General features: G+C 43.6%; 12 protein-coding genes. 3 read left to right on the top strand and 9 right to left on the bottom strand.

The features are described from left to right. Window positions 1-53: 53 nt before the first annotated feature. From ABR189_RS12015 to ABR189_RS11990, 6 genes are all read right to left on the bottom strand, one after another. The gene (locus tag ABR189_RS12015; protein ID WP_354660739.1) at window positions 54-506 is read right to left on the bottom strand and encodes a DUF1569 domain-containing protein; all 453 of its coding nucleotides are present in this window, start codon (window positions 504-506) and stop codon (window positions 54-56) included. 8 nt (window positions 507-514) lie between these two features. Beyond that, window positions 515-925 (bottom strand): VOC family protein, encoded by a 411-nt coding sequence (locus ABR189_RS12010; protein ID WP_354660738.1) that lies wholly within the window; start codon window positions 923-925, stop codon window positions 515-517. A gap of 47 nt (window positions 926-972) precedes the next feature. Continuing rightward, complete coding sequence (locus ABR189_RS12005) at window positions 973-1,425, bottom strand: AraC family transcriptional regulator (RefSeq protein ID WP_354660737.1); 453 nt, start codon at window positions 1,423-1,425, stop codon at window positions 973-975. Between the two features lie 156 nt (window positions 1,426-1,581). Further along, complete coding sequence (locus tag ABR189_RS12000; protein WP_354660736.1) at window positions 1,582-2,025, bottom strand: hypothetical protein; 444 nt, start codon at window positions 2,023-2,025, stop codon at window positions 1,582-1,584. Further along, entirely contained in the window at window positions 2,009-2,506 is a 498-nt protein-coding gene (locus ABR189_RS11995) for a GNAT family N-acetyltransferase (protein ID WP_354660735.1), read from the bottom strand. Before ABR189_RS11995 ends, ABR189_RS12000 begins: the two co-directional genes overlap by 17 nt. 55 nt (window positions 2,507-2,561) lie before the next feature. Then, the gene (locus ABR189_RS11990) at window positions 2,562-3,218 is read right to left on the bottom strand and encodes a GIY-YIG nuclease family protein (RefSeq protein ID WP_354660734.1); all 657 of its coding nucleotides are present in this window, start codon (window positions 3,216-3,218) and stop codon (window positions 2,562-2,564) included. A 224-nt stretch (window positions 3,219-3,442) separates the two neighbouring features. On the opposite strand from ABR189_RS11990, the gene ABR189_RS11985 reads away from it, so the two are divergent. Next, window positions 3,443-4,417, top strand: a complete 975-nt coding sequence (locus tag ABR189_RS11985) for a 3-keto-disaccharide hydrolase (RefSeq protein ID WP_354660733.1) — start codon at window positions 3,443-3,445, stop codon at window positions 4,415-4,417. Window positions 4,418-4,505: 88 nt separating this feature from the next. On the opposite strand, the gene ABR189_RS11980 is transcribed toward ABR189_RS11985, so the two are convergent. Further along, window positions 4,506-5,120 carry a TetR/AcrR family transcriptional regulator gene (locus ABR189_RS11980; protein WP_354660732.1) on the bottom strand — a complete coding sequence of 205 codons (615 nt, stop codon included), beginning with the start codon at window positions 5,118-5,120 and terminating at the stop codon, window positions 4,506-4,508. A 67-nt stretch (window positions 5,121-5,187) separates the two neighbouring features. On the opposite strand from ABR189_RS11980, the gene ABR189_RS11975 reads away from it, so the two are divergent. Both ABR189_RS11975 and ABR189_RS11970 read left to right on the top strand, forming a co-directional pair. Continuing rightward, window positions 5,188-5,382, top strand: a complete 195-nt coding sequence (locus ABR189_RS11975) for a hypothetical protein (protein WP_354660731.1) — start codon at window positions 5,188-5,190, stop codon at window positions 5,380-5,382. 1 nt (window position 5,383) lies between these two features. Beyond that, window positions 5,384-5,782, top strand: a complete 399-nt coding sequence (locus ABR189_RS11970; RefSeq protein WP_354660730.1) for a hypothetical protein — start codon at window positions 5,384-5,386, stop codon at window positions 5,780-5,782. A gap of 57 nt (window positions 5,783-5,839) precedes the next feature. Here ABR189_RS11970 and ABR189_RS11965 read toward each other — a convergent pair whose 3' ends face one another. Together ABR189_RS11965 and ABR189_RS11960 are read right to left on the bottom strand one after the other, a co-directional pair. Then, window positions 5,840-6,223, bottom strand: coding sequence for a rhodanese-like domain-containing protein (locus ABR189_RS11965; protein WP_354660729.1), 384 nt, complete (start codon window positions 6,221-6,223; stop codon window positions 5,840-5,842). 74 nt (window positions 6,224-6,297) lie between these two features. Then, window positions 6,298-11,997 carry a hypothetical protein gene (locus ABR189_RS11960; protein WP_354660728.1) on the bottom strand — a complete coding sequence of 1,900 codons (5,700 nt, stop codon included), beginning with the start codon at window positions 11,995-11,997 and terminating at the stop codon, window positions 6,298-6,300. Between the last annotated feature and the right edge of the window lie 239 nt (window positions 11,998-12,236).

Raw genomic sequence — 12,236 nt, 5'->3', positions numbered from 1 at the left:
TGGTGATAAGCAGGCTGTATTACAGGGAAATGGGCAGATCGAATAACAAATTTTTAACTATTGAATTGCCTTAGATGATGATCTGTATGCTTGTAGGCTAATATCCCAACCTGTTCCTTTGTCATTTTACCAAAGAAGTCATGTATAAATGTTGGGTTGGAATAGTTCTCATATTGTTGAATTAAGGCTATCCATTTCAGCTTTTCCGCAGCTATATCGCCATGTTGTTCTTTGATCTTGAATGCAGTAGAGGTAGGTACATTTTTTGAAAATGGCCGGTCATCTTTTATCATTCTTTTCAAAGCCATTTTCCCAAATATAAAGCCAATAAACTCTTGTTTATATACAGGTTTATTGACGCCTAATATCCATGTTTCCCATACGGTACAATGTTTTACCATCTGATAGACATTCATTTTACCCCATGCAGCAACACTGTTTTTATCAATTGTATGGATCCTGCTGATTAATTCATCCCGGTTCGCTTTGTCAAATATTGTTTTCATAACGAATATCATGGTTTAGGTTGTAATGAAAAGTAATTTCCTGAATCATCTTTGAACAGGGCTTCTGTGGCATAAAATTCTTTGGTAGGAGGCTTCATGAATTCAACTCCTTTGGCTTTTAATTCTTCATAAGTAGCAAAAATATCATTGCAGTATAAAACCCCACAACCAAAGGTGCCCTTTTTTATCAGATCTATCATTGTCTCAGCAGTCTCTTTCGGAAACATTTTGCTGACTGTAATTGGGAATAATACAATTTGAAGATCTGGTTGTTCCGGAGGGGAAACTGTGAGCCAGCGACTGCCAGGTCCCATGGGAATATCATCTATGAGCTTAAACCCGAGTTTGTTTACATAAAAATCACAGGCGCTATCCTGGTTGATAACATAAATATTTGTGATCCCCATTTTTGTAATCATTGTTATTGTTTTTAATTGTTTATGTTGAAGCAAATGTCGGGAATGACTTACAATAGTACTTCTTCAAAATTGCTATTTTCTCCCCAGCCATTTTGATAGATATAGCAACTGGGTACAAAAGCGAAAGGTGTCTTGCTGATTTGTGCTTTTTTTTGCTGGTGTTGGGTTAGGTAGGCTGATGGGGATAGGCCGACAGTTCGCTTGAATAGCCCGCTGAATGAAGTTAAACTGTCAAATCCAACTGAAAAGCAGGCATCCGAAACGGCATTGCCTGCCTCTAATAGTTGTACCGCTTTTGCCATTCGTACTGCGATCAGATATTGGTGCGGTGTTTTACCATAAATAGATTTAAAAAGCCGTATGAAATGAAATTTAGAAAAATAAGCCTCGTCAGCAATGTTGTCCAAATCAATCTTGTCCGGATAGTTATTGTCAATGAAAAGTTTCGCCTGAACAATGCGTCTGTATAAATAAATCCTTGGATATTGTGCTGTTGTCATCGTGACGGTCGTTTGCTTAGTTGGACCAAAGTACAATCTTTGCCAGATATGCATAAGGTGGTATTACGACAAAATAGCGGGTATTTTTTGCCATAAAAATATCGGCTGTAATTGTTGCTATTAGCTAGCTAAACATAGCAATTAGTAGGTTATTACTTATTTCGGGGATTTAATTTTAGAGATGGTTTGGCCAATTGATTTGGTGGGCTTCTCCATATCTTTAATGGCAAAGTCAACTGACGATTTTATAAGATCGTTTACTTTTTTATTCCGATAGTCTGTTGTAGCTGCAACAGGAATATGCCTTATCAGATTTCCTGTTCCTGTCAGTAATTGATGAGGATCATGCAGTAGGGTACCTTTATTGAAACCAAGGTTCAGATGACTGGTGTAGATCGGGATCATACAGAATGCATCAGACAGTTTATCCGAAATGGAAAATACTGCCGTTAAAGCATGCGTATGGTACAATAATTCGTTACTGTTGGGGGATATTTCGAGTATATATGCCCGGAGATCTTTAAAGAGACTGCATAAACGGGCCTCTTTCAGCTCTAAAAGAAACAGAAAGTCGGGATGTATATCACGCTTGGTAGCCATTTTTTTCGTCATTTAACAGGTCTTTTTTCATTACAACGATATGCCTTTCTCCCAGGTTTAGCCTTTCTATTTCATCCCAGCCAAGCCGTTTGTAAAGCCGTTCTGCGGTATCAGTAAAGAGATGGATTTTATCAAGCCCGATATGTTTTGAGTAATCCTGAATATAATTGCAGATGGCTGCGCCATAGCCTTGTTGCCTTTTATCCGGTGTTGTATAAACCAGGGCCAGCCAGTTTTTGAAAACTTTAAACTTGGGTTCTCGGTCAAGTAATCCAACATGGCTATAAATGCCACCGGTTGAAACAGGCACATTGTCAAGTGTCATTAAAACCTGAAACTGCGATGGATCAGCAGTAATGGTCTGCAGCCTTAGGATCGTTTTGTCGATAGGGAGGTGCCATTCGTTAAGATACCAGTTGGCGATAAGCTCAATTGTTTGATTGTCATTTGGGGTGACAAGATGGAATTTTATGTTTGCCATTGCTAAGGTGGGGGTTTGTCTTTTTTATTCTATCTGAAAAGTAGGGAAAATATTGTCAGTATAACTGGTTCCGTAAGATCCTTTTGATCATTTGAATGGTGGGGCGGCTGATTTGACCTTTGTATTTTTGGAGGATATTGCTTTCCGTAACGCCTTCACTGAGCTCATTTACCACCCGCAGCCATTTGCCCAGAAATTCCGAATTGGGAGTGCGGTACCTCATCAGTCTTCTCACTGTTTCAATAACAGCCTTACTGACGGTGCCTTCATGCAATTCAAAAACCTCTTCATTATTGAGGCCCAGGTTGATATCATCTGCAATTCTTGAGTAGTCCTGCAGGTACTTTTCATTTGCTTCCATTACCTGTAACATGGGATTCTCGCTAAAGGTAATATCTGTAAATCTCCGATGCTGCTTCTGCAGGGAGTGGAGGGCATAGCTTCTGGCCACATTATCGCAGATGATCAGATCATCTTTACTTAACTCAAACCATTCGCCTTTTACCCGTTTATGCTGAAAAACGATATGGAGACTTTCTTCCAGGTCGGTCATATTCAAAGCCGCATACTGCCTGATAACACGGAACATGACGGGCAGGTGTGTATGATAAACAGCCAGCCGTTTATGGAGGTCCTGTGTTTTACCTATCTTATACAGGTTGCGCCCCGTATTCAGGATATACACACATTTACCAACTTGTACTTGCTCCATTCATTGAATTTATCAGTGTAAAAACGATAATTGCGATATCAATTTACGACTATGATTTATTATATGCAAAAAGTAAGTAATTATGTTAATTTCTAATTTTATATGGTGGTGGAGGCTTTGGGGAAAGAAATAATGCATTATCTTGTTCCATCTTGATAATGGGGAAAACAGGAGATGTACCATTGTTGGAAAATAAAACAGTTGTATTAAAACAAACCGTTCATATGCATAAAAAATTTCTTGTATTTGGTGTAAGTTGTTTATTAACGTTGGGTGCCGCAGGAGTAGTGTCTGCATCTGACAGGCACCAACCCGCTGCTGCTAATACTGTAGCTGATTCCTCCGCGCTTATTGGCCGTTGGGATATAACAATTGACGAGAATGGAAAATCAGCCCCTTCCTGGCTGGAAGTAAAGCTTTCGGGCAATCGTGCTTTAGTAGGACATTTTGTAGGTGCTTCGGGTAGTGCCCGTCCGGTGTCGAGGGTGTATTTTGACAACGGGAAATTCAGGTTTGCCATTCCTCCACAATGGGAAAGTGGTGACCAGGATTTTGTGATTGAAGGGGAATTGACTGGTACAGGTATCCAGGGAACTATGGTGACCAGTGAAGGGAAGAAGTTTAACTGGAAAGGGGTAAAAGCACCTTATCTGAAGAGAACTGCTGCTCCGGTTTGGGGTAAACCCATTAATTTATTTAATGGAAAAGACCTGACAGGGTGGACTGCTGCCGGTGAAAATCAATGGGAAGTGAGAAATGGTGTTTTAACCAGCCCGCACTCCGGTGCAAATTTAATTTCAAACCAAAAGTTTACTGATTTTAAATTGCATGTAGAATTCCGGTATCATAAAGGAAGTAACAGCGGGATATATTTAAGAGGACGTCATGAGGTACAGATTGAGGATAGCCCTAAGGAAGCGCATCCTTCCAGTGTGTTGTTCAGTGGTGTTTACGGATTCCTGGCACCCAGCGAAATTGCCGCTTTAGGTCCTGATCAGTGGCAGGCTTATGATATTACCCTGGTAGGCCGGATGGTTACCATTGTGGCTAATGGTAAAACCGTTATCAGCAATCAGGAAATACCAGGTATTACCGGCGGGGCGCTGGATAGTAATGAAGGCGAACCCGGTCCTATCTATATTCAGGGAGACCATGGTCCTATAGAATTCAGGAAAATAGTGATTACACCTGTAAAGTAATTAACGATTCATTTTTAAGAGGGCGGATAACCATGGTGTTATCCGCTTTTTTTATTGGTAAAACATAGCATTTTTACATGTGCAGCAATCACGCTTCTGAATGACCGGATAAGGAGGCGGGCACTGATAAATAAGGATAAAACATATTGGAGAATATATTGCTGTAATGCGCAATCGCTTTGCTGCCCTTCAGCTTTAAGGTTAATTCATTGTTTGAAAGCCAGAAGTCGCCCACAATAAATATCTGTGTAACGAGTGTTTGCAAAACATCTTCCGGCAGATCCTCTCTGAAAACACCGCTCGCTTTAAGTTTGCCAAAAATGGATAAAAACTCCTGTTCTCTTCTTTGGGTTAATGCAAAGTAATCTTTCCTGATGGCGGGAATGCGCAGACTTATCTCCACAAAATGTAAAAATATAAAACGGTATTTATAGACCAGTTCACAGGAGCGGTTAATAAAATCCCGGATGGTATGCAGGTCTACATGATCCAGCGATTCCATTGCCAGCACAAGCATATCAAAATCTATCGATAACCGGTCATACAGGGTTTTTACAATCTCATCTGTATGTTTAAAGTGATAGTGCAGATTACCCGGACTGATCCCCATTTTGGCGGCAATGTGCCGGCTGGTAATGGTTGTTACGCCTTGACTGTTATAAAGCTCCGTGGCTGTTTTGAGAATGCGCTCTTTCGTATCCATTCCCAAATTTAGAACTATTGTTCTAAAATGAGAAATGATTAGTACATTTGTTCTAAATTGAGATCGTATGAACAACGAATCAAATGATCCGGCAGAAGAATCGAAGTCATTATTTGAACGATTGAGAAATAGTATCTTTCCTATAAATCCTACAGACGGATTACCAGTGAGGATGTTGAAAAACAGTGGGTTTTACCTGTTTGCAGTAATGGTACTGCTTATTTCGCTGATATTTGGCGGGGCTATTATGCTGGTATTGTAAAATGAAACAGTTATTTGACCCTCTTTTTATAGCCTACTGTCTTGCCTGGTGTGTAATCCACCTATTCCGGTATGCAGGTCAACCATTACCCTTGTTGAATGGTCATCTGACCGATTTTCTGGCTGTACCGGCTATGGCACATGTGGCAGTTACTTTCACACGCAGGTGGATTGTCCGGGACCGATCGTATACTTATCCACTTAGTTACCTTTTGTTTATCGCATTATATGTATCCATTGTTTCAGAATGGGTAATGCCCGATTATTCTACGAAATATACCCGTGATGGGTGGGATGTAGTGGCGTATTTTGCCGGGAGTATCTTTTATTATTATTGCCATGGCAGTATCGGGGGCCACAACAAACCGGCAAACAACATACATCCTCCCACGCTTTCATAACTCCGGAAAGCGCCCGATGAATAGGTGATCACACAGGATTTTACTTTATGCTTGTAATCATGTTGTTACAGGCTTACCTGCTTCTTTCCATGCTTTAATACCACCATCAAGATGTGCTACATTTTGATAACCCATCTGCTTTAAGGTTTGTACGGCCAGGGCAGAACGGCCACCGGCAGCACAATGGAGGATGAGCCTTTTTCCTGTATCAAATGCTGGTTTGTGATAAGGCAGGGAAGCATCAGCATAAAACTCAAGCATGCCCCGCGGCGCATGTACCGACCCAGGTATTTTCCCGCTTTCTGTTAATTCTTCACTTTCCCGGATATCAATCAGCGTTGCATTACCTGTTGATAACTCTTTTTGTACCTGTTCGGGAGTCAGGTTTTCGATTTGTTGTTTGGCTGCTTGCACCAGATCAGCAGCAGATTTTGCGGTCATAAGATTACTTTTTAGTAATGATGAATATGGAACGGGGAGTGTATTTCCCCCCGTTCCTGAAGGTAGTTAAATGATTATGCCGGATTAACCGGGAATAGTGTATCCACTCTTGCCTGATTGGCTGCTTGCAAACGGTCAATTGCACTGATACCATTATCCGTGAAATTGGATGGCAGTACAGGGCTGGTATGTGAATTGTCGACCAGTCCGGTTCTGTGTGTAAATGTCCGCTGGCCACCGGGATTCATAATATCATTTGCAATAGCCGTTGGATTGTGTGCATTGCCGGGGCTGGTAGAGATCAATCCGAGTATGGAATGAAGAATTTCATGCGCGGTGGTTTCTCCGATCAGCCTTCCAAATACCTTTACCGCAAAGTCTTCCAGGGCCGGATCGGCAATGGTCATGGAAGACAGTTGTAATACCAGGGCCTGTGTTTCTACATCCACGCCAAAGTCAGGGTCAGGGGTGGAATTAATATAGGCGGCCGGATATATTTCTATGCTTTCATTGAAGGTATTGGGGCCCCAGCCAATGTTATGCGGATCTGCATGTCCCAGCAAGGAAGGGTCTGTAGCACTCACATCCAGGATTTCCACTACAGAAACGTTGGTTGCCGGAACATGTGCCGGTACGGTTTCTGTGAATCCGCCCAATTGCCAGATGGTACGGAGGTTGACAGACTGTAATATGGAATCACAGGTAGCTTTCATTTCTGCTACGATACGGTTTTTAAGATGTTGCACATGATAGCCGGTAAGTACTGCATTGAATTTTGTCGCGTCTTCTGTAATACGGATAAACTGTGGTACGCATACTGTAAAGGTAGCATTTCTGGTAACCGGTGTCATGGTAGCGGCGCTTCTGGCGGTGATTCTTACCTGGTGTAGTCCCGGTATGATACCACTGATCTGTGTATTGACAGCGCTGCTGTTGGAGAAGCTTACATTGGCACCGGTACCTACATTCTGCCAGGTAATAACAGGGGCAGGCATACCTGTTACATTGGCCTGTACGCTGATGACGCCTGTCTTGTCATTCGTATTGGGGTGAAAAGCGCGAAGGTCGGTGGTATTATTCACCAGGGATACCGCTGCCGGACTGTCTGAGGCTTCCGTGTCACCAATGGCAACAGATTCTACATTGCCATCGGAATCGGTGCGTTGTGCTGTTACCGGTCTGCCATCACTGGCGGCCTGTATCGCAGCCGTTGTAAGAGAGGGCCTTTCCGCTTCTCTTTCTCTTTGTGCTTCCGTTCTTCTACTGTCCCCACCATCTATCTGCTGTTCCAGGTGTTGCCTTACCAGGTCTGAATGTTGTTGTGGGGAGATCGCACCGGATTCTCTGGCATTGTTCAGGGAATTCATGATGTTGTCAGAATTGGCCGTATTGTGTTCCTGCATAGCCATTCCCTTTGCCATCTCTGCCAGTGCTTTTACATTTTCCTGATTAGAGAGGTAGGTTTGCATCGCATTTTGCTGATTGCCCTGCAAGCCGGTGATGTCATTAAATACACCTGCTTTACCCAGTAATTCGGACAGGCCGGTAAGTCCGGCGCCCGGTGCTGGTGCAGCGGGAGCATTTTGAATATTCACGATGGGTTGTGCAAATTCCTTGAATACGGCTTTCCAGTCTGTGACTACCGGGGTAGGTGTTACTACCGGGGCAATTGCCGTTGGTTCTTCAGTAGGGAATTTATCCCAGTCCTGCGATGAATTGGGTTTTACTTTTTCACAGGCATCACAGCTGCCCTGAACAGCTTCCAGGAATACGCCCCGGTTAGGCACACTGATCCTGTAAGGTGGGGCGGGGGTAAGCGGTTTGTAATGATTGAACAAGGCTTCTGTTACAGACATGGTCACCTCTTCCTCACTGTTCATTTCCATGATATAGGATTTGCTCACCCGGTAGCCCTCTGCTACAGGGAATACGAGGGAGTTACCTGTAATGGTGATCAGCTGATTTTTGATGACGGAGGCCAGGCTTCTGAACCCTATTGGATTTCCGAATTTAGAAAAGATCTGGATACTGAAACCGTCCATTAGCATAAACCTTCTTTCCTGGTCCAGGTTAAACCAGAGCATCCTGTTATAGTGCTCCAGGTTGCTGTTCAGGTGTTGGATCAATTGTTTGGCAATGTATTGATCTTCTTTTCTGGGGTTGCGTTTTTCTTCATAGTTCAATGGGGTGGGAATCGGCAGCACGCTGTCCCGGAGATCGTCCTGCAACGACTTTTGCAGAATGGTATTATTACTGAATGCGGTAGCGTAGTCTATCCGGATACTTTCTGCCTGGAAGGTGACGAAGTCAAAGAAGATATCATGCTTCGGCGAGCCGGCCAGCGGTGAGCTGTATTGTATAGTAATGGTATTAACATCCTTCCTGGCGAGGGACGTAGTGCCCCGCAGTTTACATTCTATAATTCTTTCGCCTCCATGATATTTACCTGGAATGGTAAGGTCTATGGGGGCAAGCGGAGATATTTTCAGCCGTGGCTGTCCTGTACTTGTATTGAGCAATCTTTCCAGGATTTTAGGTGCAATGTTTTCATTGAATATTCTGTCCCAGTCAGCTACCACATTATTATTGAAATATTTGAACAGCTCTTTCAGGCTCATGCCCAGAATGGTGGCATAAGCCTCCCATAAAGCTTTCTCCTGATTCATCCCGGCAAAAAAGTCCATCGGGGTGGGCGTAACATCTCCATTGAAAACGAGGGTCAGCGGCGTTTCAAACATGTCTATCGCATCAAAATTTACCCGGATGCATTGCGCTGGGGGAACAGATTCATAATTGGCATCGAGCACCATAAAGATGTCGAAAATGGCGCCCCGGGTCAATACTTCGGTGCTGTTGGTTTCATATTTGATACTGGGGCCTTTTGCTGCACAGGGTACAACGGCACCGATAATGCTGTCTTTGATGTTGTCGCGTATGGTACCTGCCACATCTACATCGCCCCGGGAGGTAATTGTTTTTTTGATCACCGGAAAAGAGAGAATGCGGTCGAACCTGGTCTTGGGCCGGGGAATATTTACCCGCAGATTAATTTTACCGCTGATCTCGGTCATCCGTTCATCTGCGTAACGGCCCAGCGGATAATCTACCTGGGTGTAGTTGGTTTGTATCCGTTCAATAGCATCAAATGCTTTCATTAATGGATGCCGGTATTTCATTAAATACACACCCAGAGGCTGGAGATAGGTATTAGAGTTTACCGGCAGCAGGTGATTGGCCAATACATCTTTCCATTTGTAGATATTCTCATTCGTAAAGTTGGTCATCAGCAGTGGTACAAATACACACTCTTCTACGCTGGCCAGTTCCTGGTACACCGCATAATGACGCAGTACTTCAAAGTACATCATAGTCAGTGCATGGCAGTGATTGTGATTAGCTACTGCTTCCGTTGCAACGGCATACTGTTGTCCTTCTTTTACGGTGGTTACCACAGAAGCATTTAGCTGGCGGTAAGAGTCGGCATTTTGGGAAATGGACTGCCTCAACCGTTCATTGAAGAATTGGGAAATATTCCGGGAACTGTTTTGTGAAGCAGAGGAGTTGGAATTGGAATACCCGCCGGAAACACCTAATACGCCGCTGATAGGGCCTATAGAACCACCTAGTCCTAATCCTGCGCTGATACCAGAGGTAGAAGCAGTGCTGCTGCCAGCCATGGCTTCCGAAATGCCGCCACCTATCTGGTCCAGGATAGACCGGTCGCTGATCAGATTGGCAGACAGATTTTCCGATTGTGAAATGGTTTGTGATTCTGCCCCGGTCAGAGAATGGGAGGCATCGAATATAACAATCTGTTTTTTCTGGCCTGGTGCCAGTGGCAGGGAATATAGCAGGTCGCCCAGGGAATAGCCATCTGATTTAAATACTGTTTTGTAATGAAGAATATGCCCGGTGGCAACAGAAACTGCCTGATAAAACGACAGGTTTTGATGCGCATCAGGGGCATCCTGCCATCTGATGGGATTTTGAAGATTTACCACTTTATTCCGTGGAATCGTTTGGGTACCGCCGGTTAATCTGAATGCCAGATAATCGCCTTGCTGTATCTTCTCCAATACATAATTGGCTACATCCGGGTCGGAAGTTCTGACAATAGCTTTATAGAAATATTCTTTTAAAGTTCTGTTGGGTGTAGTGAGGTTTACACAGGAGCCACCTATATCCTGGGAGTATTCATCCGAGTTGACAAGGTCTTCCTGATCGGGAAGACGTTTAGCTTTTTTAGGGTTATGGCAATCACAGTCATCTGCTTCCGCTGCTTCTTCCGGTAACACAACATCATGATCTACCAGCAGGATATAGAGAAAATCATCTGAAATGGTTTCATTCTCCTGATCGTTTTTGATCTCAATATTGACAGGTGAATTGGGCATCAGCGCTACCAGTGCCTGAGCTTCCACATAGTTGCCATACGGATAGCCGATGGTGAAGTTGCCACTATGGTCTGTTTGCTCTGCCCCTACGATACGAAATAAAGTATCCCCCTGCTGTTTAGCCTGGATCAGTACGGTGATATTGTTCAGGTTGTATTTGTTGCCTTGTTGTATCACCTTGCCCCGTAGCTTTTTGCTGGTCTGCGTACTTCCCACAGGAGTATTGGTGATCGTATTGGCTTTCTTTAAAGGTACCCGGATATGAATTTTCTTTTGTTCAGCCACTTCCTTGTCACTGGCAGTATATTCCTGCTGCCAGAGTAATTCCCCGCTCACTCCTTTTACAGCTAGCTTGATGAGCTGGCTGATGCGTTCCCTGATCTCAAATTTAAAGTCGATCGGTTTGTTCTCAATAAAGTCAATAGATGTGTTCCAGGTATGATAGATGGTTTTTACCACCTGGCCGTTGTTATATTCCAGGGACAGCTCATAGGCTTCCAGGGCCTCGGCAGGTACATTGGTTTCACTGGTTACTACGGTGAGGTCACCGGATAGCTGTAATGGTTTGCCTGTGATCTCAGCCAGCTGCAATGGGAAATCAAATAAGGAGTTGCCGTTTTTCCTGATCGTTTGAATAAAGTGTTTGATCTTCTCCACGTTCTCCGGTATCTCTTCCTGGTTGCTGTTAAAGCGGGGAAAGATGGTGGAAAGGGAGGCCGTCAGAGCGGCTTCCAGTTCCTCCGTGAATTGAAATACCGGCATTTTCTGCTGGTAGGAAAAACCGGATGCGATGATTTGCAGTATACTATGACTGTGGTGACCAATATTCAGGTCATCTACCAGCTTACTGAATGCATCTTTGTTTAAAAGGAATACAAAATCATCCACAGACAAAAACGGAGCTTTGGTACGAAGCACAGCGGTATTTAATCCTGTAGAGGTACCGATGGCACTCCGGGTGTATTTCAACAGATCAAATGCTTCAAATGCCTGGGTACCCAGTACTGCACCGGTATCCTGGTTGTAAATGGTAGCGGTGATCTTGAAGGAAATATCGTCTGTATCTATGCCTTTGTCATCAGTCAGCTGTTGCTGGTATTGTACATAGAGACTTTTATTATCATTTTCTTCAATGATACTGCCAATAACAGGAATGTCTGCGGAATATTCCCTTATACCTGCTGCTATCTGTTTTCGGACATCCACCGTACCGGTCTTTTCCCGGAAGATGTTTAATCTGCCTGTTTTGCCGGTAGTAGCTTCGGTATTTTCAAGATTGGTAAAGTACCTGAATTGGGGAATCTGAAAGACGACTTCCAGGTTGATATTATCAACCTCTGCTGCATTGCCCAGCAGCACGGACTTCTGTAACGTTGCCATAATTTGGGGTAATTTGGGGTGAAACGATTAATAAGCGGATTGGGTATGCACATGCTTATACATGCTGCAATAATATGAATAGTGGATTTTGGGGTTCAGTAAATATGGGGTTCTTTGGGAGAAAGCCTACCTGTTGTGCTCTTATTTTTTGTGTGCTTCAGTGCTTCTATTCATCTATGTGGAATAGTATGTGGCTGAACGAATCTAAATAAATTACCTGACTTTCCAAAAAATATTGT

It is taken from the genome of Chitinophaga sp. H8, assembly GCF_040567655.1.
Lineage (GTDB): Bacteria > Bacteroidota > Bacteroidia > Chitinophagales > Chitinophagaceae > Chitinophaga > Chitinophaga defluvii.
Note: the sequence above shows the minus strand (reverse complement) of the source record. Positions and strands in the feature narration are given on the sequence as shown.

Excerpts from the sequence above, each read along its gene's own strand:
- ABR189_RS11960 (WP_354660728.1), bottom strand. The coding sequence starts at position 11,997 with ATGGCAACGTTACAGAAGTCCGTGCTGCTGGGCAATGCAGCAGAGGTT.
- ABR189_RS11980 (WP_354660732.1), bottom strand. The coding sequence starts at position 5,120 with ATGGATACGAAAGAGCGCATTCTCAAAACAGCCACGGAGCTTTATAAC.
- ABR189_RS11965 (WP_354660729.1), bottom strand. The coding sequence starts at position 6,223 with ATGACCGCAAAATCTGCTGCTGATCTGGTGCAAGCAGCCAAACAACAA.
- ABR189_RS11990 (WP_354660734.1), bottom strand. The coding sequence starts at position 3,218 with ATGGAGCAAGTACAAGTTGGTAAATGTGTGTATATCCTGAATACGGGG.
- ABR189_RS12015 (WP_354660739.1), bottom strand. The coding sequence starts at position 506 with ATGAAAACAATATTTGACAAAGCGAACCGGGATGAATTAATCAGCAGG.
- ABR189_RS11975 (WP_354660731.1), top strand. The coding sequence starts at position 5,188 with ATGAACAACGAATCAAATGATCCGGCAGAAGAATCGAAGTCATTATTT.
- ABR189_RS11995 (WP_354660735.1), bottom strand. The coding sequence starts at position 2,506 with ATGGCAAACATAAAATTCCATCTTGTCACCCCAAATGACAATCAAACA.
- ABR189_RS11985 (WP_354660733.1), top strand. The coding sequence starts at position 3,443 with ATGCATAAAAAATTTCTTGTATTTGGTGTAAGTTGTTTATTAACGTTG.
- ABR189_RS11970 (WP_354660730.1), top strand. The coding sequence starts at position 5,384 with ATGAAACAGTTATTTGACCCTCTTTTTATAGCCTACTGTCTTGCCTGG.
- ABR189_RS12005 (WP_354660737.1), bottom strand. The coding sequence starts at position 1,425 with ATGACAACAGCACAATATCCAAGGATTTATTTATACAGACGCATTGTT.
- ABR189_RS12010 (WP_354660738.1), bottom strand. The coding sequence starts at position 925 with ATGATTACAAAAATGGGGATCACAAATATTTATGTTATCAACCAGGAT.
- ABR189_RS12000 (WP_354660736.1), bottom strand. The coding sequence starts at position 2,025 with ATGGCTACCAAGCGTGATATACATCCCGACTTTCTGTTTCTTTTAGAG.